23 protein-coding genes and 1 pseudogene are annotated in these 22,959 nt (G+C 68.2%); 14 read left to right on the forward strand and 10 right to left on the reverse strand.

What is annotated here, in order from left to right; genetic code table 11:
• Nucleotide 1 precedes the first annotated feature (1 nt).
• Together G6N08_RS14825 and G6N08_RS14830 are read right to left on the reverse strand one after the other, a co-directional pair.
• Nucleotides 2–1,339: a lipase family protein gene (locus G6N08_RS14825; RefSeq protein WP_163758492.1), complete on the reverse strand. Its 1,338-nt coding sequence runs from the start codon at nt 1,337–1,339 to the stop codon at nt 2–4.
• 71 nt (nt 1,340–1,410) lie between these two features.
• Entirely contained in the window at nt 1,411–2,115 is a 705-nt protein-coding gene (locus tag G6N08_RS14830) for an NUDIX hydrolase (RefSeq protein WP_163758494.1), read from the reverse strand.
• 47 nt (nt 2,116–2,162) lie between these two features.
• Between G6N08_RS14830 and nadA the strand changes: the two genes are divergently transcribed.
• From nadA to nadC, 3 genes are read left to right on the forward strand one after another with little or no spacing between them, the layout of a single operon-like run.
• Nucleotides 2,163–3,224 carry a quinolinate synthase NadA gene (gene nadA / locus G6N08_RS14835; protein ID WP_163758496.1) on the forward strand — a complete coding sequence of 354 codons (1,062 nt, stop codon included), beginning with the start codon at nt 2,163–2,165 and terminating at the stop codon, nt 3,222–3,224.
• Complete coding sequence (locus tag G6N08_RS14840; protein ID WP_163758498.1) at nt 3,221–4,798, forward strand: L-aspartate oxidase; 1,578 nt, start codon at nt 3,221–3,223, stop codon at nt 4,796–4,798. The genes nadA and G6N08_RS14840 overlap by 4 nt, the downstream gene beginning before the upstream one ends.
• 51 nt (nt 4,799–4,849) lie before the next feature.
• Entirely contained in the window at nt 4,850–5,719 is an 870-nt protein-coding gene (nadC, locus tag G6N08_RS14845) for a carboxylating nicotinate-nucleotide diphosphorylase (RefSeq protein ID WP_163758500.1), read from the forward strand.
• 76 nt (nt 5,720–5,795) lie between these two features.
• Here nadC and G6N08_RS14850 read toward each other — a convergent pair whose 3' ends face one another.
• From G6N08_RS14850 to G6N08_RS14860, 3 genes are all read right to left on the reverse strand, one after another.
• Entirely contained in the window at nt 5,796–6,863 is a 1,068-nt protein-coding gene (locus G6N08_RS14850; RefSeq protein WP_163758502.1) for a hypothetical protein, read from the reverse strand.
• A gap of 14 nt (nt 6,864–6,877) precedes the next feature.
• Nucleotides 6,878–7,189: a hypothetical protein gene (locus G6N08_RS14855; protein ID WP_163758504.1), complete on the reverse strand. Its 312-nt coding sequence runs from the start codon at nt 7,187–7,189 to the stop codon at nt 6,878–6,880.
• A gap of 75 nt (nt 7,190–7,264) precedes the next feature.
• Nucleotides 7,265–7,675, reverse strand: coding sequence for a nitroreductase family deazaflavin-dependent oxidoreductase (locus G6N08_RS14860; protein WP_163758506.1), 411 nt, complete (start codon nt 7,673–7,675; stop codon nt 7,265–7,267).
• A gap of 113 nt (nt 7,676–7,788) precedes the next feature.
• On the opposite strand from G6N08_RS14860, the gene hisD reads away from it, so the two are divergent.
• The 8 genes and pseudogenes from hisD to hisI all read left to right on the forward strand — a co-directional run bounded on the left by hisD (nt 7,789) and on the right by hisI (nt 14,214).
• Complete coding sequence (hisD, locus tag G6N08_RS14865) at nt 7,789–9,105, forward strand: histidinol dehydrogenase (protein ID WP_163760683.1); 1,317 nt, start codon at nt 7,789–7,791, stop codon at nt 9,103–9,105.
• A pseudogene (locus G6N08_RS14870) lies at nt 9,102–10,219 on the forward strand (histidinol-phosphate transaminase); the annotation flags it as partial. The gene hisD and the pseudogene G6N08_RS14870, both read left to right, overlap by 4 nt.
• Nucleotides 10,217–10,840, forward strand: a complete 624-nt coding sequence (gene hisB, locus G6N08_RS14875) for an imidazoleglycerol-phosphate dehydratase HisB (RefSeq protein WP_163758511.1) — start codon at nt 10,217–10,219, stop codon at nt 10,838–10,840. The pseudogene G6N08_RS14870 and the gene hisB, both read left to right, overlap by 3 nt.
• Entirely contained in the window at nt 10,837–11,457 is a 621-nt protein-coding gene (gene hisH / locus G6N08_RS14880; RefSeq protein ID WP_163758513.1) for an imidazole glycerol phosphate synthase subunit HisH, read from the forward strand. The genes hisB and hisH overlap by 4 nt, the downstream gene beginning before the upstream one ends.
• Before the next feature lie 82 nt (nt 11,458–11,539).
• Nucleotides 11,540–12,271, forward strand: a complete 732-nt coding sequence (gene priA / locus G6N08_RS14885; RefSeq protein ID WP_163758515.1) for a bifunctional 1-(5-phosphoribosyl)-5-((5-phosphoribosylamino)methylideneamino)imidazole-4-carboxamide isomerase/phosphoribosylanthranilate isomerase PriA — start codon at nt 11,540–11,542, stop codon at nt 12,269–12,271.
• On the forward strand, nt 12,268–13,083 hold the full coding sequence (locus tag G6N08_RS14890; protein WP_163758517.1) for an inositol monophosphatase family protein: 816 nt from the start codon (nt 12,268–12,270) through the stop codon (nt 13,081–13,083). The genes priA and G6N08_RS14890 overlap by 4 nt, the downstream gene beginning before the upstream one ends.
• 1 nt (nt 13,084) lies before the next feature.
• The gene (gene hisF, locus G6N08_RS14895) at nt 13,085–13,870 is read left to right on the forward strand and encodes an imidazole glycerol phosphate synthase subunit HisF (protein ID WP_163758519.1); all 786 of its coding nucleotides are present in this window, start codon (nt 13,085–13,087) and stop codon (nt 13,868–13,870) included.
• Nucleotides 13,867–14,214, forward strand: a complete 348-nt coding sequence (gene hisI / locus G6N08_RS14900) for a phosphoribosyl-AMP cyclohydrolase (protein WP_163758521.1) — start codon at nt 13,867–13,869, stop codon at nt 14,212–14,214. Before hisF ends, hisI begins: the two co-directional genes overlap by 4 nt.
• 197 nt (nt 14,215–14,411) lie before the next feature.
• Here hisI and G6N08_RS14905 read toward each other — a convergent pair whose 3' ends face one another.
• The 5 genes from G6N08_RS14905 to G6N08_RS14925 form a co-directional block, all read right to left on the reverse strand.
• Nucleotides 14,412–15,902 carry a serine/threonine-protein kinase gene (locus tag G6N08_RS14905; protein ID WP_163758523.1) on the reverse strand — a complete coding sequence of 497 codons (1,491 nt, stop codon included), beginning with the start codon at nt 15,900–15,902 and terminating at the stop codon, nt 14,412–14,414.
• Nucleotides 15,903–15,911: 9 nt separating this feature from the next.
• Nucleotides 15,912–17,141 carry a cytochrome P450 gene (locus G6N08_RS14910; protein WP_174813299.1) on the reverse strand — a complete coding sequence of 410 codons (1,230 nt, stop codon included), beginning with the start codon at nt 17,139–17,141 and terminating at the stop codon, nt 15,912–15,914.
• Complete coding sequence (locus G6N08_RS14915; protein ID WP_281352792.1) at nt 17,138–18,370, reverse strand: CaiB/BaiF CoA transferase family protein; 1,233 nt, start codon at nt 18,368–18,370, stop codon at nt 17,138–17,140. Before G6N08_RS14915 ends, G6N08_RS14910 begins: the two co-directional genes overlap by 4 nt.
• Nucleotides 18,366–19,169: an SDR family NAD(P)-dependent oxidoreductase gene (locus G6N08_RS14920; RefSeq protein WP_163758527.1), complete on the reverse strand. Its 804-nt coding sequence runs from the start codon at nt 19,167–19,169 to the stop codon at nt 18,366–18,368. Before G6N08_RS14920 ends, G6N08_RS14915 begins: the two co-directional genes overlap by 5 nt.
• Nucleotides 19,170–19,318: 149 nt before the next feature.
• Nucleotides 19,319–19,777: a peroxiredoxin gene (locus G6N08_RS14925; protein ID WP_163758529.1), complete on the reverse strand. Its 459-nt coding sequence runs from the start codon at nt 19,775–19,777 to the stop codon at nt 19,319–19,321.
• A 51-nt stretch (nt 19,778–19,828) separates the two neighbouring features.
• Here G6N08_RS14925 and G6N08_RS14930 point away from each other — a divergent pair, with 51 nt between their 5' ends.
• The 3 genes from G6N08_RS14930 to trpC all read left to right on the forward strand — a co-directional run bounded on the left by G6N08_RS14930 (nt 19,829) and on the right by trpC (nt 22,903).
• Entirely contained in the window at nt 19,829–21,367 is a 1,539-nt protein-coding gene (locus G6N08_RS14930; protein WP_163758531.1) for an anthranilate synthase component I, read from the forward strand.
• A gap of 28 nt (nt 21,368–21,395) precedes the next feature.
• Complete coding sequence (locus G6N08_RS14935) at nt 21,396–22,010, forward strand: TIGR02234 family membrane protein (RefSeq protein ID WP_163760687.1); 615 nt, start codon at nt 21,396–21,398, stop codon at nt 22,008–22,010.
• A 74-nt stretch (nt 22,011–22,084) separates the two neighbouring features.
• Entirely contained in the window at nt 22,085–22,903 is an 819-nt protein-coding gene (gene trpC / locus G6N08_RS14940; RefSeq protein ID WP_163758535.1) for an indole-3-glycerol phosphate synthase TrpC, read from the forward strand.
• Nucleotides 22,904–22,959 lie beyond the last annotated feature (56 nt).

Below are 22,959 nucleotides of genomic sequence, written 5' to 3' on the forward strand. Positions count from 1 at the left end.
GTCACAGCGGGCGGCGGTGCACGCGCCGACCGGTGAGAACCCGTGCGGCGATCACACCCAGCCGCGCCACGCCGACATAGGTGCCCGGGTTGAAGATGGTCGGCCATGTCGTTTTGACCAGGTGTTTGGTCAGCGGCCGGCGGGCGAACCGGTCCTTCAGCCACCGCAGCGTCATCGGCGCAGACAGCGGATGCAGCAGCACGTGTTCGCAGAAGGCGTCCCGATGGTAGGTGACGGCGGCCCCGCCGGCCGCGTAGGTCTTCGCCAGGGCGTCGATATCGGCGACGTCGATGAGGTAGTCGTGCACGGCCTGCACGATCAATATCGGCGGGGCCGGCACCGCGGTGCCAAGTCTGATGTCGTCGAAGACGTGCTGGACTTCCGGCATCGCCAGGATCTCCTCGAGGGGGCGGTCCAGGTAGCGGGCCACGTCTTTTTTGGCCATCCGGATGACCGCGCCGACCGTGGTCATGGTCTCCAGCTTGCGCAGCAGCGCACGGCCCTCCTCGGTGGTGTGCTGCTGGATCACCCGGTCCAGCTCGGGATAGATATGTGCCAGCGCGGCGATCACCAGCGCCGGAAGGCCGGCGAAAAAGGTGCCGTTGAGCCGGCGAAAAGTGTGGGCCAAGTCGCCGACCGGTGACCCCAGCACCGCGCCCACCACATCCAGTTCGGGTGCGTAATCGGCGCACAGTTCCGCGGCCCAGGCAGTAGCCAGCCCGCCACCTGAGTAGCCCCACAACGCGACCGGCGCAGACGCGGTCAGCCCGGTGCGCTCCGAGTTCAGCGCGGCCCGGACACCGTCGAGGATGCAGTAGCCGGGTTGGTAGGGGGCACCCCACAGTCCCTCGGGACCTTCGTGGTCGGGAACCGCGACCGCCCAACCCTCGGCCAGGGCGGCGTTGATCAGCACAAACTCCCATTGCGACAAAGCCCCGAGGGCTTTGGCGTGCCGCCGCAACGCGTACGAGGGAAAGCAGCGTGAGGTGATCGCGTCGATCGCGCACTGATACGACAGCAGCGGGCAGGCCCGGCCCGGTGCGACGTCGGCGGGGCTGAGCACCGTCGTCACCGCGACCCCGGGTTGGCCGTGTACCCCGGTTGTTCGGTACAGCAACTGGATGGCGGTGAGCTGCTGCGGTATCAGGCCCAGATACGCGAGTTCAACCTCGCGCGAGCGCAGCACCGTTCCCGGCAGGGCGTGCTGGTAGCCGGGGGGCGGTTGGTAGAAGGGGTCCTCCGAGGGCAGCAGGGGGCGAGCGGCGCGGTCCAAGTCCTCATGGGGCGGTTTGCCGATCCATTCCGCGCCGGTGGTTCCCGCCAGGCTGCCAAGGTCCATCGGGGCATTCTTACTTAAGAGAGGGTTAAGAATCCAGTCGGGGTGGCGATGGCGGTCCACACGGTGTGGGCTCAGCCCGGCGGGCGCAGCGCGGCGAACTCGTCAGTGACGCGCAGCGCCGACTCGGTGAAGCGGTACAGCGCCGCGGGACGTCCACCGCTGCGCCCGGATTGGGCGAAGGTGCCGGTTGGGGTGATGACACCGCGGCGGGCCAAGACCCGCTGCAGGTTGGTGGCGTCGACCTGATAACCCAGGGCGGCACCGTAGATGTCGCGCAAGGTGGAGACGACGAATTCTCTTGGCGCCAGCGCGAACCCGATGTTGGTGTAGGACATCTTGGCGATCAGCCTGGTGCGGGCGTGAGCCACCATCGGACCGTGGTCGAACGCCATCGTCGGCAGCGCGGTCACCGGGTGCCACCGGGTGTCCGGCGGCAACTCCGGGGTGGCGGGAAAGGGCACCAGGCCCAAAAAGGTGGATGCGATCACCCGCCGACCGGGCACCCGATCGGGATCGGAGAACACCGCAAGCTGCTCGAGGTGAGCGAGTTCTCGCAGATCCACCTTTTCGGCCAACTGACGACGCACCGACGTGGTGATGTCCTCATCGTCGCGCAGCCGCCCGCCCGGCAGCGACCACGCCCCGCGCTGGGGCTCACGTGCGCGTTGCCACAACAGGACGTTGAGCTGCGGCTTCTGCGGCCCGGGCGCCGTTTCGGTGCGCCGAACCTGGAATACGACCGCAAGCACTTCATGGCCAGTGCTACCATGGGCCATGTTTTCGATTGTAAGTCGAAAACCTCCTCGGGGCGAAAGGAACACGGATGACGGTTCTGAATCGCACGCGGACACGGGCCGATGACCAGGCAGATGACGTCGTTCCCGGCATCATCGATTCGCCCACCGGTTACACCGGGGTGGTTGGCGACGAGCAGTGGGCCGCTGAGATTCGCCGGCTGGCCAAGCAGCGCAATGCCACCGTGCTCGCGCACAACTACCAGCTGCCGGCCATCCAACAGGTTGCCGATCACGTCGGTGATTCGCTGGCGCTCTCGCGCATCGCCGCCCAAGCGCCCCAGGACACCATCGTGTTCTGCGGTGTGCATTTCATGGCTGAAACCGCCAAAATCCTCAGTCCGGACAAAACAGTGCTGATCCCGGATCAGCGCGCCGGCTGTTCATTAGCCGATTCGATCACCCCCGAGGAGCTGCAAGCCTGGAAGGACGAGCACCCGGGTGCGGTGGTGGTGTCCTACATCAACACCACCGCGGCGGTGAAGGCGCTTACCGACATCTGCTGCACCTCCTCCAACGCCGTCGACGTGGTCAACTCCATCGATCCCGACCGCGAAGTGCTGTTCTGTCCCGACCAGTTCCTGGGCGCGCATGTCCGGCGCGTCACCGGCCGCACGAATGTGCACGTGTGGGCCGGCGAATGCCATGTGCACGCCGGGATCAACGGCGATGAGCTCACCGAGCAGGTCCGCGCCCATCCCGACGCCGAACTATTCGTGCACCCCGAATGCGGTTGCGCCACTTCCGCGTTGTATCTCGCCGACGAAGGCGCCGTCCCACAGGACCGGGTGAAGATCCTGTCGACCGGCGGTATGCTCGCCGCCGCCCGCGCGACGCAGGCCCGGCAGGTGCTGGTCGCCACCGAGGTCGGGATGCTCTACCAGTTGCGCCATGCCGCGCCCGGGGTCGACTTCCGGGCCGTGAATGAGCGCGCCTCCTGCAGGTACATGAAGATGATCACGCCGGCGGCGCTGTTGCGCTGTCTGGTCGAGGGCGTCGACGAGGTCCATGTCGATCCGCAGACCGCGCGGCTGGCGCGGCGCAGCGTCCAGCGGATGGTCGAGATCGGGCACCCGGGCGGCGGCGAATGACCGGTGGGGTGGCCTGGCAGCAGCAGGCCGACGTTATCGTCGTCGGCACCGGGGTCGCCGGGCTTGCCGCCGCGCTGGCCGCCCACCGGGCGGGCCGTCATGTCGTGGTGCTCAGCAAGGCCGAGCAGACCGGCGGGGCAACCGCCACCTGCTACGCCCAGGGCGGGATCGCGGTGGTGCTACCCGAGACAGAGGACTCGGTGGAAGCCCATATCGCGGACACGCTGGCCGCAGGAGCCGGGCTGTGCGACCCGGATGCAGTGGAATCAATTGTGGCGGACGGCTATCGCGCCGTGACGGAATTGGTCGGTGCCGGCGCGCGGTTCGACGAATCGGCACCGGGCCGCTTTGTGCTGACCCGGGAAGGCGGGCATTCGCGCCGGCGCATCATCCACGCCGGCGGTGACGCCACCGGGGCAGAGGTCCAGCGTGTGCTCGACCGCGCGGCGGCCGCGCTGGACATCCGGGGCGGCCATGTGGTCGTGCGGGTGCTGCACGACGGTGGTGCGGTGTCGGGGGTTGTGGTGGTCAATGCCGATGGGCTCGGCGTTATTCACGCCCCGTCAGTCGTTTTGGCCACCGGGGGGCTGGGACATCTGTACGGGACGACCACCAACCCCGAAGGCTGTACCGGTGACGGTATCGCTCTTGCGCTGTGGGCCGGTGCTGCGATCAGTGATATCGAGTTCATCCAGTTTCATCCGACCATGCTCTTCAGCGCACATACCAGCGGCCGGCGCCCCCTGATCACCGAGGCTGTTCGCGGTGAGGGCGCGAAATTAGTTGATGCCGAAGGCGATCCAGTCACTGCCGGGATCCATCCGATGGGGGATTTAGCGCCGCGTGATGTGGTCGCGGCGGCCATCGACGCGCGGCTGAAGGCGACCGGCGACCCGTGTGTCTTCCTGGACGCCCGCAGTATCGCAGGATTCGAGTCCCGGTTTCCCACGGTCACCGCCGCTTGCCATGCTGCCGGAATCGACCCTGTGCGCCAACCGATTCCGGTGGCTCCCGGAGCACATTACAGTTGCGGCGGCGTCGTCACCGATGTGTGGGGGCACACCGAGCTGCCCGGCCTGTTCGCCGCCGGCGAGGTGGCGCGTACCGGAATGCACGGCGCCAACCGGCTGGCGTCCAACAGCCTGCTGGAAGGTCTCGTGGTCGGGGGCCGAGCCGGACGCGCGGCGGCCGCACACGCAGCGGCGGAGGGGTACGCACGAGCGAGAGTGCCCGACCCGTTCACCCCGACCGCGCTCGCGCGGGCCGAGCTGCAGTCGGCGATGAGCCGGGACGCCTCGGCGATCCGCGAGGCCGGCAGGTTGCGGCGGCTGGCGGACACGCTGCGGGCCGGGCAGAGTCGCACCCCGGCGAGCCGGGCCGACTTCGAGGATGTGGCCCTGACGCTGACCGCTCGGGCGGTGGTGGCCGCGGCCCTGGCCCGCGAGGAAAGCCGGGGATGTCACCGCCGCGCAGAGTACCCGGATGCCGACCCGGACCAGGCCCGCAGCACGGTGGTGCGACTGGCCGGTGACCCGGATACGGTGCGCGTCGAAACGCCGGTGCCGGTGTGCTGACCGGCGCCGCGGCGACGCTGCCCAGCCAAGCGATGAGAAGGAGCGGCGCTGATGCCACTGTCCGAGGGCGAGCTGTCCGAGGCGCGCGCTGTCGTCACCCGAGCCCTCGACGAGGACCTGCGGTACGGGCCCGATGTCACCACCCGGGCGACGGTGCCCGCCGGTGCGACAACAACCGCCTCACTCGTCACCCGGGAGCCCGGCGTGATCGCCGGCGTGGAGATCGCGCTGGTGGTGCTCGACGAGCTGCTCGGCGCCGGCGGTTACCGCCTGGTGCACCGCGTCGAGGACGGTACCCGGCTGGCGGCGGGTGCGCCGCTGTTGACGGTGCACGCCCAGACCCGGGAGCTGCTCACCGCGGAGCGCACCATGCTCAACCTGGTGTGCCACCTGTCGGGGATCGCCACCGTGACCGCGGCCTGGGTGGATACCGTGCGGGGCACCGGGGCCCAGGTCCGTGATACCCGCAAGACCCTGCCGGGCCTGCGGGTGCTGCAGAAATACGCGGTCCGCGTCGGCGGGGGGGTCAACCACCGGTTTGGGCTCGGCGACGCGGTGTTGATCAAGGATAACCACGTTGCCGCCGCGGGCTCGGTGGCCGCCGCACTGCACGCCGTGCGCGCCGCCGCACCGGATCTGCCGTGCGAGGTGGAGGTGGACTCGCTTGACCAGCTCGACGAGGTGCTGACCGAGGCCGCGGGATGGGAGGGCCTGCTGGTGCTGCTGGACAATTTCGCGGTGGCGGACACTCAGACGGCCGTGCAGCGCCGAAACACCCGCGCACCGCGTGTCAGGCTGGAGTCCTCCGGGGGGCTCACGCTCGACAACGCGGCGGCCTACGCCGCAACCGGTGTGGACTACCTCGCTGTCGGTGCGCTCACGCATTCGGCGCGGGTATTAGACATCGGCTTGGATATGTAGGTCCGCCACCATGATTGGTGGCGGCGAAGGCCGGCGACGATCAGCCCGACTGGAAGCGCAGACTCGACGGCGGTGTTCACCAGCGCGGTGGTGCGGCCCCCCGGCCGAAACCCCACGTCGACTGCCCCAGCCGAGGTTTCGGCGTAGCAGGGGCGGGGGACTCAAAGTTGGCCGCTAGCACCGGTTCTGGATCGGCGCCCTCGGTGATAGCAAGGCATGGTGCCGCGAATTCGCAGTCGAGGCAGTGCTTAGCCGGCGTCGGATAGATCGTGGGCCAGCCAGTCATCTCCCGGGCCTCCGCGGCGATCAGCGCTCCGACGGAGGTGATCTCGTGGCGGCTGCGGCGGATCCGGGTCCGGCGCAGAATGCCCGCGGTGCGCTGCTCGGTTCGATTCACCGCGCCGCTGCGGGCGGTCTGCGCCGCGACGCGTTGATGCTGCGGCAGGGACCGGCCGCCACCGCTGGGTTCGTGCTGGGCGACCATCTTGCGCACGCGCGTCGTCACCGAGCCGGCGGGAGGACGGTCCAGCGGGCCGGTGACGCGGACTTCGTTGTGGATCGTGCCGGCGATCCGCAAGCCGAGATAGTCCTGCTCCAAGGCCCAGCACGCGGCCACCGTCTCCTCGTCGCGGACCAACACGTGCAGCTCCTGCCAGTCCTCGACGATCTGATGACGGACCACCCAGTATTCGTCGGTGGCGTCCACCGCCAGCACATCGATCCGGCACGGGTAGACGACCGCCGATCCGTCGTGCACCACCAGGCCCCGCTCCGGCTCGGCGGGATCCGGCACGATCGCCTGCACCTCACAGTTGACCTTGACGGGTGCGAAGTCATCGACGGTGCTCGCCCACGCGTCATAACAGTCGAGCACCGCCGCGCCCTGCTCGAACTGGTCGGCGGCGCCGCAATCGTCGAGGGAGCGCTTGAGCGCCTTGTGCACCAAGGGCTGCGTCACCTCATGCTGCCAGTCCCAGGTGCCGGGGTAGTAGTAGACCGCCAGGGCGTCCTTGAGCGCGGTGGGCAACGCAGGCGGGGCGAATCCCGCCGGCTGCAGGTTGCGTCGGTGCGGTGAGGCGAAATCCCACTGCCGCCGGCAGCGTTTGAACCGGGTGCGCTCGTCGGCGGTGATCCGATAGTCCATGACGTACCTGCCGATCAGTGCTGGTGTGGCCAGGGCTGGTCGAGCGGCCAGCGGCACCGGTCTGCCGTGTCGGCCATCGACTCCAGTTCGGCAAGCAGATCCTCGAAGAATGCGGGCAGCCGCGCCGGGTCGTCAAACGGCCACGCCGCCGACAACGACATCCACACGTCGGCAGACGGGGCGGGCCGCGCGGAATCCGGGGCATCGTCACCGGGGGCGGCGATCACCCGCCACTGATAGTCCCCGCCGCGGCGCTCGATGTACACAACATCATCGCGACCGGGGCGTGCTGCCACGATCGAGGCGACGAGTTCATCACGAGTCATGCCTGCGCCCCGCCCATTCAGGATAACGGGCGTGGCCGCGCTGATCACGCCCCGGTCGCGCCCAACGCAGCGCGCTCAGCTGATGTCGGCCACGAATATCCCGACCCGGGGTGCTTGCAGCCGGGCCATGAGCGGCAGCTCCGCACTCGCGGTGCCCGCGGGTAATACCCGGGGGTTGGTCAGATGCACAGTGGTTCGCAGGAACTGCACCTCGGCTTCACCCGCGGCCAGCACGTTCTTCACCCAGTTGGTTTTCCCGTGTGCCAGCGCGATGGCCAGCAGCGGGCCTTTGCGATAGGCGGTGACGATGGTTTCATACGGTGTGCCGGACTTGCGGCCGCGGTGTTTGATGATCGCGGTGCCGGGCAGATAGCGTGCGACCGGTTTCAGCATCGGGTTGATATATCTGATCTGAAAACGCTCCAACCAGGGCGGAAAGAGCATCGGGACACCCGGTGCGTGATTGGGATGATCCTTAGCGGACATGACGGCTCCGTTCGTCTGCGCGAGTATGGGCGAATATCGGTTGCGGCACCGATGCGCGACGATATCGGGATGAGCCGTTCTGGGACAATGGTCCGGTGAACACGTCGTCTCCGCTGATGACCCGCATCGATTTGCGGGGCGTGGCGCTGTCTGTGGCCCGGTTGCGGGCCGAATTGCCGCGCGGTGGTGGCGACGTGGACGCTGTGCTGCCGACCGTGCGCCCGATCGTGGAAGCGGTCGCCGAACGCGGCGCGCACGCCGCACTGGATCACACCGAAGCGTTCGACGGTGTGCGGCCCCCGGCGGTGCGGGTGCCCTCCGCCGAGCTCGACGCGGCACTGGCCGCGCTGGACCGCCGCGTGGGCGATGCGCTGCACGTCGCCATCGAGCGTGTTCGCGCGGTGCACGCCGCCCAGCGCCGCACCGACCTCACCACCGAGGTCGGGCCCGGCGCCGTCGTCACCCAGCGGTGGGTCCCCGTCCAGCGGGTGGGCCTGTATGTGCCCGGCGGTGCCGCGGTGTACCCGTCCAGCGTGGTGATGAACGTGGTGCCCGCGCAGATCGCCGGCGTTGAGTCGCTGGTGATCGCCAGCCCGCCGCAGCGGGCCTTCGGTGGCTTGCCGCACCCGACGATCCTGGCCGCCGCCCGGCTGCTGGGGGTTGACGAGGTCTGGGCGGTGGGCGGCGCGCAGGCGGTGGCGCTGCTGGCCTGTGGCGGCACCGACACCGACGGCGCCGACCTGGCGCCCGTTGACATGATCACCGGGCCCGGCAACCTCTACGTCACCGCCGCCAAGCGACTGTGCCGTTCCCGGGTGGGCATCGACGCCGAGGCGGGGCCGACGGAGATCGCCATACTCGCCGACCACACCGCCGATCCGGCCCATGTGGCTGCCGATCTGATCAGCCAGGCCGAGCACGACGAAGCGGCCGCCAGTGTGCTGGTGACCCCGAGCACCGGCCTGGCCGACGCCACCGACGCTGAATTGGCTTCCCAGCTGCGAACCACGGCGCACCGCGAACGGGTGACCGCGGCGCTGCGCGGACGCCAGTCGGCGACCATTGTGGTCGACGATCTCGACGCCGCGGTGCTGGTGGTCAATGCCTATGCCGCGGAGCATGTGGAGATCCAGACCGCCGACCCGGCCGCGGTGGCGGCCCGGATCCGTTCGGCCGGAGCAATTTTCGTTGGGCCCTACGCCCCGGTCAGCCTCGGTGACTACTGCGCCGGCTCCAACCACGTGCTGCCGACGGGCGGTGGTGCCCGGCATTCCAGCGGGTTGTCGGTGCAGAGCTTCTTGCGCGGCATACAGGTCGTCGAGTACACGGAGGCGGCCCTTAAAGATGTCGCCGGCCATGTGATCACGCTGGCCAAGGCTGAAGACCTGCCTGCGCACGGGGAGGCGATACGGCGGAGGTTCGAACGATGACGCCCGGGCTCGGCGACCTGCCGCTGCGTGCGGACCTGCGCAACAAAACACCCTACGGTGCACCACAATTGGCGGTGCCGGTGCGGTTGAACACCAATGAGAATCCGCACCCGCCCACGCAAGCGCTGGTGGACGATCTCGTGCGGTCGGTGCGCGACGCGGCCGTCGGTTTGCACCGCTATCCCGATCGTGACGCGCTGGCCCTGCGCGCCGATCTCGCCGCCTACCTGTCGGCGCAAACCGGTGTGCAACTTGGTGCCGAAAATATCTGGGCCGCCAATGGTTCTAATGAGGTCCTGCAACATCTGCTGCAGGCGTTCGGCGGACCCGGGCGCAGCGCGATCGGTTTCGTCCCGTCCTATTCGATGCATCCGATCATCTCCGACGGCACCCACACGACGTGGATGCAGGCCGTGCGCGCGGCGGACTTCGGCCTTGATGTCGACGCAGCCGTCGCCGCCGTCAGCGACCGCCAGCCCGATGTGGTGTTCATCGCCAGTCCCAACAACCCTTCTGGGCAAAGTGTTTCGCTCACGGAGCTGCGGAGGCTGTTGGATGCGGCGCCCGGGATCTTGATTGTCGACGAGGCCTACGGTGAATTCTCGTCGCAGCCCAGTGCGGTGACACTGCTCGACGAGTACCCGACCACGCTGGTCGTCACCCGCACCATGAGCAAAGCCTTTGCCTTCGCCGGCGGGCGGGTCGGTTACCTGATCGCCGCACCCGCGGTTGTCGAGGCGATGCTGCTGGTGCGGTTGCCGTATCACCTGTCGTCGCTCACCCAGGCCGCGGCCCGCGCCGCGCTGCGGCACGCCGACGACACCCTGGCCAGCGTGGCCACCCTGATCGCTGAACGCGAGCGGGTGACGGCAGCGCTGAGCCGCATGGGGTTTCAGGTCATCCCCAGCGACGCCAACTTTGTGCTGTTCGGAGAATTCGCCGACGCCCCCACCGCCTGGCAGCACTACCTGAAGGCCGGCGTTTTGATCCGCGACGTGGGCATCCCCGGATATCTGCGCGCCACCATCGGACTGGCCCCGGAGAACGACGCGTTTTTGCAGGCCAGCGCCCAGGTCGCTGTCACCCAATTAGCCCAATCACTAGGAGCACCGTGACCAGTCTTGTGGCCGGCGGCCGGCGCGCACGTGTCGAACGCAGCACCCGCGAATGCGAAATCGTCGTCGAGCTTGACCTCGACGGTACCGGGCAGGTCCGGGTGGACACCGGTATCCCGTTTTACGATCACATGCTGACCGCGCTGGGCAGCCACGCCAGCTTCGATCTCACAGTGCACGCCAAGGGCGATGTGCACATTGAACCGCATCACACCGTCGAGGACACCGCGATCGCGCTCGGGCAGGCGCTGCGGGAAGCCCTTGGGGAGAAAACCGGAATCCGCCGGTTCGGCGACGCCTTCGTCCCGATGGACGAGACGCTGGTGCACGCCGCCGTCGACGTGTCCGGCAGACCTTACTGCGTGCACACCGGCGAACCGGATCACCTGCGACACGTCACGATCGCCGGGACGGTGCCCTACCACACCGTCATCAACCGGCATGTGTTTGAGACCCTGGCCGCCAATGCCCGAATCGCGTTGCACGTGCGGGTGCTCTATGGGCGCGATCCGCATCACCTCACCGAGGCGCAGTACAAGGCGATCGCTCGAGCGCTACGTCAAGCCGTCGAACCCGACCCCCGCGCAACTGGGGTGCCGTCCACCAAAGGTGTGCTGTGAGAACCAAATCCGTCGTGGTGCTCGACTACGGGTCGGGCAATCTGCGCTCGGCGCAACGCGCGCTGCAGCGGGTTGGCGCTTCGGTGGACGTCACCGCGGAGCCCGGCGCGGCATTGGCCGCCGACGGGCTCGTGGTGCCCGGCGTCGGCGCCTTCGACACCTGTATGAAAGGCCTGCGCGGCATCGGGGGCGAGCGGGTCATCGGTGAGCGGGTCGCGGCCGGACACCCGGTGCTGGGGGTCTGTGTGGGCATGCAGATCCTGTTCGCGCGCGGTGTGGAGTTCGGCGCTGAATCGGCCGGGTGCGGATTGTGGCCGGGCGCGGTGACCCGGCTGGAGGCGCCGGTGATCCCGCATATGGGCTGGAACGTGGTGAACCCCGCACCGGGCAGCGCACTGTTTAAGGGACTGAGCTCAGATACCCGCTTTTATTTCGTGCACTCGTATGCTGCGCAACGCTGGGACGGTGCACCCGATGCGCTGCTGACCTGGGCGAGTTATCATGTGCCGTTCCTGGCCGCTGTTGAGGACGGACCGTTGGCCGCCACGCAGTTTCACCCCGAAAAGAGCGGAGACGCCGGGGCTGCCCTCCTGAGCAACTGGGTCGAGAGCCTGTGAGCATCGCCGCGACAGTGCAGTGCGCGACGCGAACGCCCGGACAACGCGTCGCTGGTGCCACGCTCGTGCGAAGGGGTGACTCGTGGCGCTGACCCTGCTGCCCGCGGTCGACGTGGTCCAGGGCCGCGCGGTGCGCTTGGTGCAGGGCCGGGCCGGCAGCGAAACCGAGTACGGTTCGGCGCTGGACGCGGCCCTGAGCTGGCAGCGTGACGGCGCCGAGTGGATTCACCTGGTCGATCTCGACGCCGCCTTCGGCCGCGGCTCCAACCGCGAACTGCTCGCTGATGTCGTGCGCCGCCTCGACGTGCAGGTGGAGCTGTCCGGCGGCATCCGCGACGACGAGTCGCTGTCTGCGGCGCTGGCCACCGGCTGCGCCCGGATCAATCTGGGAACCGCGGCGCTGGAGAACCCGTCCTGGTGCGCGAGGGTGATCGCGGAGCACGGCGACAAGATTGCGGTCGGTCTGGACGTGCGGATCATCAACGGGCAGCACCGGTTGCGTGGTCGCGGCTGGGAGACCGACGGCGGCGATCTGTGGGAAGTTCTGGAACGTCTTGACCGCGAAGGCTGTCCGCGGTTCGTCGTCACCGATGTCACCAAAGACGGCACGCTGAAAGGTCCGAATCTCGAGCTTCTCGCTGGAGTCGCCGAACGCACCGACGCCCCGGTTATCGCCTCGGGCGGAGTGTCGTGCCTCGACGACCTGCGTGCCATCGCGACCTTGACGGGATGCGGAGTCGAGGGCGTCATTGTGGGCAAGGCTTTATACGCCGGGCGATTCACCCTGCCCCAGGCGCTGGCGGCGGTGCGATGAGAGTGGACTCGACCGACCTGGATGCGCTGGTGGCCGAGGCGTCGGCCATCCTCGACGCCGCTGTTGAGCCGTTCATCGCTGGGCACCGAGCTGATTCGGCGGTCCCCAAGAAGGGTGGTGACTTCGCGACCCGGGTCGATCTCGCTATCGAACATCAGGTCGTCGACGCGCTGGTGTCGGCCACCGGAATCGAGGTGCACGGCGAGGAGTTCGGCGGTCCTGCGATCGACTCGTCACTGGTGTGGGTGCTCGATCCGATCGACGGGACGGTCAACTACGCGGCCGGGTCGCCGCTGGCGGCGATCCTGTTGGCACTCTTGCGCGACGGTGAGCCGGTGGCGGGACTGACCTGGGTGCCGTTCACCGGCCAGCGCTACACCGCGGTGGCCGGCGGTCCGCTGATGAAAAACGGTGCACCGCAGCCACCACTGGAATCCAGCGACCTGGCCGTCTCGATTGTCGGTATCGGCACCTTCAACGCCGACTGGCGGGGACGCTTCCCGGGACGCTACCGGCTCGCCGTGCTGGAAAACCTGAGCCGGGTCTCATCGCGGCTGCGTATGCACGGCGCCACCGGCATCGACCTGGCTTATGTCGCCGACGGGATCCTCGGCGGAGCAATAAGTTTCGGTGATCACGTGTGGGATCATGCAGCCGGGGTGGCGCTGGTGCGGGCCGCCGGCGGAGTCGTGACGAACCTGGCCGGAGAACCCTGGACTCCCGACGCCGGATCGGCCGTGGCCGCGGCGCCGGGGGTGCACGCTGAGATGCTCGAGATCGTGCGCAGCACCGGCAAGCCGGAGGATTACTAGCGTGTATGCCGGTAACGGTCTCGCGGTGCGGGTGATCCCATGTCTGGACGTCGACAACGGGCGGGTGGTCAAGGGTGTCAACTTCGAAAACCTCCGCGACGCTGGTGATCCCGTCGAGCTGGCCGCCGCCTATGACGCAGAGGGCGCCGATGAGCTGACCTTCCTGGATGTGACCGCGTCGTCGTCGGGACGTGCCACCATGCTGGAAGTGGTGCGCCGCACCGCCGACCAGGTGTTCATCCCGCTGACCGTGGGCGGCGGGGTGCGCAGCGTGGCCGATGTCGACGCGCTGCTGCGCGCCGGGGCCGACAAGGTCGCGGTGAACACCGCCGCCATCGAGCGGCCCGGCCTGCTCGCCGAGCTGGCCCGCTCGTTCGGCTCCCAGTGCATTGTGTTGTCGGTCGACGCGCGCGCCGTGCCGGCCGGGTCGGCGCCCACACCGTCGGGCTGGGAGGTCACCACCCACGGGGGCCGGCGCGGCACGGGCATTGACGCGGTCGAATGGGCGGCCCGCGGCGCCGAACTCGGAGTGGGCGAGATCCTGCTGAACTCGATGGACGCCGACGGCACCAAATCCGGTTTCGACGTGGCGATGCTGCGTGCGGTGCGCGCTGCGGTGCGCCTGCCGGTGATCGCCAGCGGGGGAGCGGGTGCGGTGCAGCATTTCGCGCCCGCGGTGTTCGCCGGCGCCGACGCGGTGTTGGCGGCGAGCGTCTTTCACTTCCGGCAGCTGACCATCGGGCAGGTCAAGGCGGCGATGGCGGCGGAAGGGATCACGGTGCGATGACACTGGACCCCGCGATCGCGGCGCGGCTCAAGCGAAACGCTCAGGGACTGTTCACCGCCGTCGTGCAGGAGCGCGGCAGCGGTGACGTGTTGATGGTCGCCTGGATGGACGACGCAGCGCTGGCGCGTACCCTGAAAACCCGGGAAGCGACGTACTTTTCACGCACCCGCGGTGAGCACTGGGTCAAAGGCGCCACCTCCGGGCACACCCAGTACGTGCACTCGGTGCGGCTGGACTGTGACGGCGACGCGGTGCTGCTGGTGGTCGACCAGGTCGGTGGGGCCTGTCACACCGGAGATCACAGCTGTTTCGACGCCGACGTGCTGCTGGAACCGGAGGAGTAGCGCAATACACCCTGGGCTCCAGGCTGCCGCAAATAGCCGGCGGTCGCCTGTCGTTTACGCTCGCGTGTCTGTGCACCGGCGGATTGTCCCCTGCCGCAGCGGTGTAACAACCCGGGAAGGAACCACGGCTTGCCACATCGACGCCGAACGCCGACTCAACGCTGCCGGGATCGCCGATCGAAACCGGGTATCGCTCTTCAGCCGCCCGCGGCCGCCAACCCGTCGGCTGCGGCTATCGCCGCGCGGGCCCATTCGCCGCGGCGGACCGCGGGTTCGATGCGGTCCCTGCGGATCGCCTCGGCGTCGAGGGGAGGGATCACCGTAGCGGGCACCCGGAACGAGAAATGGCGCTCGTCGGTGGCGATAGCCAATAGGGCGTCGGTATCAGGGAATCCATTGGTGCGCATGGTCTCTTCAGCCCATCGCAGCGGTCTCTCCCCGGAGAAATTGTTGACATAGACCACCCACAGGTGGACATTGCGCTCGGCGTAGAGCCGGTCGAGGGCCCTGTGCACCGCGGCGCGCCCGGAATCGGTCAGTACACCGGACTGATCGGTGATATAGCGGGAGAGCTGCACCGTGGGGGCTGGTACGGGCGGAGCAGCGTTGCCGGGCGCCGGCACAGACGCGGACGGGGCTACCGCGCCCTGCTGGGGTGAATGGGCGCGGAGCAGTTGCGTGCCGGCGAGCGCGGCCGCTGCGATCAGCACGACGGCGGCGGCCACCGGGATCAGTGCCGCCGCCCGCACGCGGTGCCGGCGCGGTGGCGTGGTCTGCGCCGGTGCCGCAGCGGCACGGGAGGCGGCCAGGGTGGGGGCCCATGCGTCGGGTGAAACCGCGGCCAGCGCGGCAGCGAAATCCGAGCAGCTGGGATACCGGTCGTCGGGGTTTTTGGCCAGTACCCGGGCAAAAACAGTGTTGAGCCAGGCTAATTCGGGCCGGCGCGCGCCAATCAGCGGCGGCGGCTCGGACAGGTGGCTGGTGATGACCACCGCCGGATTGGAATGCTGAAACGGGGCCGACCCCGTCAGCAGGTGAAAAGCGGTGCACCCGAGTGCATATTGATCAGCTCGGCCGTCGAGGTCTGAACCCCTGAGCTGCTCGGGCGCGCAGTAGCCGGTGGTGCCGACCAGCATGTTGGTCGCGGTCAAACCGCTGATATCACCGAGCTGGCGGGCGATCCCGAAGTCAGCGAGCAAGGTCCGCTGTCCACGCGCGGTGCGCTCACCCAGCAGGATGTTGGCGGGTTTGACGTCACGATGCAGCAATCCGCGCGAATGCGCGTAGTCGAGCGCATCGGCTACCGCCGCGACGACTTCGACCACCCCGGCGGGCGGCATGCCGAACCGGTAGTGGCTGCGCAGCAGCTGCGCGGCGTCGGTGCCCGGCACATAGTCCATCGAAATCCACAGCTGCCCGTCAAATTCGCCGCGATCGTGGATGCTGACGATATTGGGATGCGAGAGCTGTGCGGCTAAGTCGGCCTCACGGATGAATCGCTGCCGAAACTCCCGGTCCGCAGTCAGATTGGCGGGCAGGATCTTCAGGGCGTCGCGACGGGGCAACCGCGGGTGCTGGGCGAGGTATACCGCGCCCATCCCCCCGGATCCCAGCAGCCGCACGATGGTGTACCCGGCGAACACATCGCCTTCGTTAAGGCCTTCGACGAGGCCTTCGCTGGGCGGCATGCGAGCATGTTAATCGAGAGCGCGCACCGGCACGTTGGACCAACCGCACACGTTGGTCATATGCACCCGGCGCAGACCGGCGCGGTCGATCTCATAGCGGGGAATCAGGTCCAGCAGCGCCTCCAGGGCGATCCGGCCCTCCATGCGTGCCAGCGCCGCCCCCAGACAGCTGTGGATACCGTAGCCGAAACCGATGTTGTAGCCGAATTTTCGCTCCCGGTCGATGTCGAACCGGTCGGGGTCGGGAAAGACCCGCTCATCACGCAGCGCCGAACCGTTGATGAGCAAGACGGCGCTATCGGCGGGGATGGTGGTGCCGTGCAGGGTCACGTCGCGGGTGGTGGTGCGCACGTTGTACTGCGACGGGCCTTCGTAGCGCAGCAACTCCTCAAATGCTGCGCCGATCTTGCTGCGGTCCTCGCGCAGCTTGTGCCATTGGTCGGGATTGTCGGCGAACACGACCACCGCGTTGCCGACCAGTTTGGTGACCGTTTCGGCGCCGGCGCCGCCGAGCATGTTGGCGAATCCGGCGATCTCGATGTCATCGAGCCGCCGCACTTCTCCGTCCTCGATGACCTCCGACTCGATCAGCCGGCTGATCATGTCGTCTTGCGGATGGGCGCGACGCTGTTGGATCAGGTCGTAGTAGTACGCACCGGATTGCATCATGGCGTCGATACCTTCCGGTGACGGGCTCATCGAGCCGGGGGCGCGTTCCAGGCCCTTGTCCAGCCAGATCCGCAGTTGCTGACGGTCCTCGGCGGGCACGCCGAGCATCGTGGTGATGATCTCCACCGGGAACAACGCTGCGAAGTCGGCGACGGCGTCGAATCCGGCCGGATCCAGAGTCTTGACGACGTCGTGGATCTTGTCGCGGATCATCGGCTCGAGCGCCGCGATCGCCCGCGGGGTGAAGACCCGGTTCACCAGTTTGCGCATCCGCTCGTGCTCGGGCGGATCCATCATGATGATCAACTTCCCGGCCGGCATGTGCAGATCTTTGGCTTTGATGATGTCGAGGGTGACGCCTTTGGCCGACGAGAAGGTCGCGAAATCCTTGTAGGCCGCTGCGACGTCTTCGTAGCGGGTCAGCGCCCAGAAATCGTATTTGGCGCTGTAGTAGACCGGGGCCTCGTCGCGCATACGGCGGTAGGTCTCGAACGGCGAGTTAAAGAAATCATCGGAATAGGGGTCGAATTCGACCGGGCCGCGCGAAACCTCCGGGGTCGACACACTCACAGCACAGCTCCCTCGTTTTTGTATTTTTCGATTCTTTCCCAATCGATTCCGGCGTCCAGCAGCACTTGTTCGGTGTGCTGGCCGTGTTCGGGCGCGCCGGCGGGCACCACCTGCTGTTCGTCGAACTGCACCGGGTTGACCGGCAGCTGATACGGGGCGCCGCTCATGGTGGTGGCCGTCGGGATGTAGCCGTTGGCGATGACGGCAGGGTCGTCCGGCAGCTCGCCGGGGGCCTGGACCACTCCCCACGCTCCTGTGAGCGGCCGCAGGATTTCCCGCCATTCGGCGAGGGTGTGTTGCGCGAACACGTCGTCCATGATCCGGATCAGCTCGGCACGGTTGTGAAACCGGGATGCGGCGTCGGCGAAACGCTGATCCGCCACCAGGTCCGGGCGGCCGATCAGGTTCATCACCTCGGGAAAGTAACGATCGGACTGCAGCATCATCAACGTGATGTACCGGCCGTCCTTCGTGCGGTAGTCGCCCACCAATGGATTGGGCGCGTCGCTGTGGCCGAAGCTTGGAAGCGGTTGGGATCCATACAGTTTGCTGACCATGACATCCGGTGTGAGGTTGTAGGCGGCAAGCCCCAGCAGCGACACGTCCACGATCGAGGTCACCCCGGTGGCCTTGCGCTTGTACAGCGCTGCCGCAACACCGCCGGCGATGGTCAGGCCGCCGAGCAGGTCACCGAACGCGGGGCGCTGGCGGATGGGCGCGGTGTCATCAGGAGTCAGGGCCCTGCCCACCCCGCCGCGACACCAGTAGGACACCCCGTCGTAGCCGGGTCGGTCGGCGTCTTGTCCGCGCGGGCCGTAACCTGATCCGCGCACATAGATGATCTCTGGGTTGGCCGCGCGGATATCGTCGACGTCGATACCCAACCGCTTGCGCCGGCTCGGCAGATAGCTCGTCACAAACACGTCGCAGGATTTCGCCAGCTCGGCCACAACCTCCCGGCCGCCCGGGGTGGTCAGGTCGACGCCGATCGATTTTTTCCCGCGGTTGGGCATCTCGATCATGTAGTTGACCCCGCCCGCGCCCGCCGGAACCAAACCGCTGGTGATCAGGCCCCGTTGCGGGTCACCGCCGTCGCGGGGTTCCACTTTGATCACCTCGGCGCCCCACTCGGCGAGAACGGCACCGGCCGCGGGCACGAAGGTCCAGGCGGCGACCTCCAGCACCCGTACCCCGGCCAGGACGTCATTGGTGTGCGGGTTGGCGTTAATGTGTCACCTCCTTGGTTCGCGGCCCCGGCGGGACCACCTCAACCAACCGCAGCGGCATCCGCTGCGGACAGCCGAGAATGCTTGTGACGACGCGTGCTATCTCACCGGGCTCCCACAGGTTCCGGTGGCGCGTGATGCCCTCGCGCTGCCAGACTCCCGGCATCTCAACCGCATCCGCCCAATTCCAGCCACTGGGGTAACCGGCGGGCCCGGGCCGTACCACCGAAACTCGAACGCCGGTGCCTTCCAGCTCGGTGTGCAGCACCGCGGCCCAGGTCTGAAGCGCGTGCCGGCACGCCGGGTGGGCACCGGTCCCGGGACGCGGCCGCTCGCCGACGGTTTCGGCGCTCACGAACACCAGATCGCCGCCACCCTTGTCGATCATCGCCGGAATCAGTTGCGCCGTAAGCTGCTGGGCGCCCAGCAGGCCGAGATCGACAATCGACCGGATCGTCGTCGGGTCTGCCGCGGCGGGCAGCAGCGGCCGGGAAGCGTCCGCGTTCGAGACGAGCACGTCCACCGTGCCCACCAGATACCGGGCTGCGTCAACGAATTGCCCGATCGAACGGGTGTCGGCCAGATCGAGCGGCACGGCGAACGCCGATGCACCCTCCGCCCGCAGCCGGGCGGCGGCGTCCTCGCAGATGTCGGTGCGGCGCGCCCCCAGCACGACCAGGTGGCCGGCCCGCGCCAGACGCTCAGCGGTGGCCAGACCTATGCCCGAGGATGCGCCGGTGATGACGACCGCACGGGGCGGGTTTTCGTCGTCGCCGGGCCATGGTGTGTGTCCGGTGGTCACGGCGCGCTCCAATCGCATTCGCCGGCTTCATCGGCGGGGACGACCGTCGCTGTCGAATGCATCCTCGAAGGCCCGCAGGGCGCCGAGACTGACACAACCAAGAGAGTGACATTTCCGCAGTGATTTGTAAACGTTGGATGCGCTGTGGGCTAGCCGCGGGCCCGCAGCGTCGCCAGCGCCCTGTCGGCGTGGGCGTTCATGTTGAGCTCGCTGCCGATCACGTCGAGCACGGTGCGGTCGGTGTCGATGACGAATGTGGTGCGCTTGACCGGCATGAGCTTGCCCAGCAGCCCGCGTTTGACGCCGAACATGCCCGCGACAGCACCGTCGGCATCGGAAAGCAGCGGGTAGTCGAAGCCATGCTGGTCGGCGAATGTGGCCTGTTTGGGCACCGGATCGGTGCTGATGCCGACCCGCGAGGCGCCGATGGCGGCGAACTCCGCGGCGAGATCGCGAAAATGGCACGCCTCCCGGGTGCAGCCCGGGGTTCCCGCGGCGGGGTAGAAGAACAGCACCACCGGACCGTCGGCAAGCAGGGCGCTGAGCTTACGGGGTGTTCCGGTCTGGTCGGGAAGCTCGAAGTCGGGCACGGTGTCACCGGGTTTCATGGCCGTCACGCTACTCCCCGCGCCGGTCGGCGGGTCTGGGAAGATGGGTGCGTGCACGCCGATATCGCGGCCACGACGTCACGGGAGGATTTCCGCGCGCTGGCCGCCGAACACCGGGTGGTGCCGGTGACGCGCAAGGTGCTCGCCGACGCCGAAACCCCGCTGTCGGCCTACCGCAAGCTGGCCGCCAACCGGCCGGGGACCTTTCTGCTGGAGTCGGCCGAGAACGGGCGCTCCTGGTCACGGTGGTCGTTCATCGGCGCCGGGGCCCCCTCGGCGTTGACGGTGCGTGACGGGCAGGCGGTGTGGCTGGGGGCGGTGCCCCAGGACGCTCCTACCGGCGGGGACCCGCTGGCCGCGCTGCGCACGACCCTGGAGCTGCTGGCCACTGCGGCGCTGCCGGACCTGCCCCCGCTCTCCGGCGGCATGGTGGGATTTTTCGCCTACGACCTGGTGCGGCGGCTCGAACGGCTGCCCGAGCTCGCCGTCGACGACCTCAACTTGCCGGACATGGTGTTGCTGCTGGCCACCGACCTGGCGGCCGTCGACCACCACGAGGGCACCATCACACTGATCGCCAATGCGGTGAACTGGAACGGCACCGACGAGCGGATCGATGAGGCCTACGACGACGCACTGGCGCGGCTGGATGTGATGACCGCGGCGCTGGGCCAGCCGCTGCCGTCCACCGTGGCCACGTTCAGCCGGCCCGAGCCGAAGCACCGTGCGCAGCGCACCATCGAGGAATACGGCGCGATCGTCGAGTATCTGGTGAGTCAGATCGAGGCCGGTGAAGCGTTTCAGGTGGTGCCTTCGCAGCGTTTCGAGATGGACACCGACGTCGCGCCGATCGATGTGTACCGGATTCTGCGGGTCTCCAACCCCAGCCCGTACATGTATCTGCTGCACGTGCCCAATGATGCTGGGGAAACCGACTTTTCGATCGTCGGATCCAGTCCCGAAGCGTTGGTCACCGTGCAGGAGCGGTGGGCGACGACGCACCCGATCGCCGGAACCCGGTGGCGCGGCCAGACCGAGGAAGAAGACCAGCTGCTGGAAAAGGAGCTGCTCGCCGACGATAAGGAACGCGCCGAACATCTGATGCTGGTCGACCTGGGCCGCAACGACCTCGGACGGGTCTGTGTGCCGGGCACGGTTCGCGTCGAGGACTACAGCCACATCGAGCGCTACAGCCACGTCATGCACCTGGTGTCCACCGTGACCGGCATGCTCGCCGAGGGCCGTACCGCCCTGGACGCGGTGATCGCCTGTTTTCCGGCCGGCACGCTGTCGGGTGCACCCAAGGTGCGGGCCATGGAGCTGATCGAGGAGGTGGAAAAGACCCGTCGCGGCCTCTACGGCGGGGTGATCGGCTATTTGGACTTCGCCGGCAACGCCGATTTCGCGATCGCCATCCGCACTGCCCTGATGCGCGGCGGCACGGCCTATGTGCAAGCCGGCGGCGGTGTGGTGGCCGACTCCAACGGCCCTTACGAGTACACCGAAGCGGCCAATAAGGCACGCGCAGTGCTCAACGCGATTGCCGCCGCGGAGACCTTGACCCCGCCTAAGTCGGGGTGCCATGGCTGATCCACGGCCGGATCGCCGAACCCGGCTGATGATCGGGATCGCCCAGGTGTTGCTGGTGACAGCGGCCGCGGCGCTGTGGGCGGCGGCGCGGCTGCCCTGGGTGATCGTGCGGTCATTCGACGGTCTCGGCCCACCCGCGAGTGTCACTCTCACCGGGGCGGCGTGGTCCACGGCATTGCGCCCGGTGGCGCTGTTGTTGCTGGCCACCGCGGCGGCCGCGCTGGCGGTGCGGGGCTGGCCGCTGCGGATGCTCGCAGTGCTGGCGGCCGGCGCCAGCCTGGCTGTGGGATATCTGGCGGTCAGCCTGTGGGCGGTTCCCGACGTCGCGGCGCGAGCAGCCGACCTCGCCCACGTCCCACTGCTGACACTGGTGGGCAGCGAGCGCCGCTATGCGGGGGCGGCGGCGGCGCTGGCGGCGGCCGTGTGTACGGTGGCCGCCGCCGCGGTGTTGATGCGGTCGGCGTCAGCGTCGGCGGCGAAATACGCGGCGCCCGCGCTGCGCCGGTCGATGGCTGGCCGCGACGACGCCGAAATGTCGGAGCGGATGATCTGGGACGCGCTCGACCAGGGCCGTGACCCGACCGATCACGTATCCGAGCCGGGCGCACCGCAAGATCACGATTCGAACACCGAGGGTCGGTGACGGGCCACGCGCCGACGGCGGCTACCCTTCGATGAGCGTCCTCGCACACACGGGTGGGAAGGAAACCGGCGGCCATGAGTCCGGCAACTGTGCTCGACTCCATCATCGAGGGAGTCTGCGCCGATGTTGCCGCCCGCGAGGCTGTGGTGAGCCTGTCGGAGGTCAAGGCGGCCGCTGAGGCGGCTCCTCCGCCGCTGGACGTGATGGCCGCTCTGCGCGCCCCCGGGATCGGCGTCATCGCCGAGATCAAGCGCGCCAGTCCGTCGGCCGGCCCGCTGGCGCCTATCCCGGACCCTGCCAAACTGGCCCGCGCCTACGAAGACGGCGGCGCGCGGGTGGTCAGCGTCGTCACCGAACAACGACGTTTTCACGGCAGTCTGGCCGACCTGGACGCGGTGCGGGCAGCGGTGTCGGTGCCGGTGTTGCGGAAAGACTTTGTGGTGCACCCGTATCAGATCCATGAGGCCCGCGCACATGGCGCCGATATGCTGCTGCTCATCGTTGCGGCGCTGGATCAGCCTGCCCTGGTGTCGATGCTGGACCGCACCGAGTCACTGGGCATGACGGCGTTGGTGGAGGTGCATACCGAAGAGGAAGCCGACCGGGCGCTGAAGGCCGGGGCGCGGGTGATCGGCGTCAACGCGCGCGACCTGGCGACGCTGGAAGTGGACCGGGACTGCTTCGCCCGAATCGCGCCGGGACTGCCGACCGACGTGATCAGGGTCGCCGAGTCGGGAGTGCGCGGCACCGCAGACTTGTTGGCCTATGCCGGCGCCGGCGCCGACGCGGTACTGGTCGGTGAAGGTCTGGTCACCAGCGCCGACCCCCGCGCGGCGGTCGCTGATCTGGTCACCGCGGGCACGCATCCGTCCTGTCCGAAACCGGCTCGCTAGCGGTCAATGACCGGCATAGGCTACGACGTTGAACCCGATACACCGCCTGCGCGTTA

It is taken from the genome of Mycobacterium botniense, assembly GCF_010723305.1.
GTDB classification, from domain to species: Bacteria; Actinomycetota; Actinomycetes; order Mycobacteriales; family Mycobacteriaceae; genus Mycobacterium; species Mycobacterium botniense.

Coding starts and splice junctions, on each gene's coding strand:
- G6N08_RS14825 (WP_163758492.1), bottom strand. CDS start 1,339: ATGGACCTTGGCAGCCTGGCGGGAACCACCGGCGCGGAATGGATCGGC.
- G6N08_RS14830 (WP_163758494.1), bottom strand. CDS start 2,115: ATGGCCCATGGTAGCACTGGCCATGAAGTGCTTGCGGTCGTATTCCAG.
- nadA (WP_163758496.1), top strand. CDS start 2,163: ATGACGGTTCTGAATCGCACGCGGACACGGGCCGATGACCAGGCAGAT.
- G6N08_RS14840 (WP_163758498.1), top strand. CDS start 3,221: ATGACCGGTGGGGTGGCCTGGCAGCAGCAGGCCGACGTTATCGTCGTC.
- nadC (WP_163758500.1), top strand. CDS start 4,850: ATGCCACTGTCCGAGGGCGAGCTGTCCGAGGCGCGCGCTGTCGTCACC.
- G6N08_RS14850 (WP_163758502.1), bottom strand. CDS start 6,863: ATGGACTATCGGATCACCGCCGACGAGCGCACCCGGTTCAAACGCTGC.
- G6N08_RS14855 (WP_163758504.1), bottom strand. CDS start 7,189: ATGACTCGTGATGAACTCGTCGCCTCGATCGTGGCAGCACGCCCCGGT.
- G6N08_RS14860 (WP_163758506.1), bottom strand. CDS start 7,675: ATGTCCGCTAAGGATCATCCCAATCACGCACCGGGTGTCCCGATGCTC.
- G6N08_RS14890 (WP_163758517.1), top strand. CDS start 12,268: ATGAGAGTGGACTCGACCGACCTGGATGCGCTGGTGGCCGAGGCGTCG.
- hisI (WP_163758521.1), top strand. CDS start 13,867: ATGACACTGGACCCCGCGATCGCGGCGCGGCTCAAGCGAAACGCTCAG.
- G6N08_RS14905 (WP_163758523.1), bottom strand. CDS start 15,902: ATGCCGCCCAGCGAAGGCCTCGTCGAAGGCCTTAACGAAGGCGATGTG.
- G6N08_RS14925 (WP_163758529.1), bottom strand. CDS start 19,777: ATGAAACCCGGTGACACCGTGCCCGACTTCGAGCTTCCCGACCAGACC.
- G6N08_RS14935 (WP_163760687.1), top strand. CDS start 21,396: ATGATCGGGATCGCCCAGGTGTTGCTGGTGACAGCGGCCGCGGCGCTG.
- trpC (WP_163758535.1), top strand. CDS start 22,085: ATGAGTCCGGCAACTGTGCTCGACTCCATCATCGAGGGAGTCTGCGCC.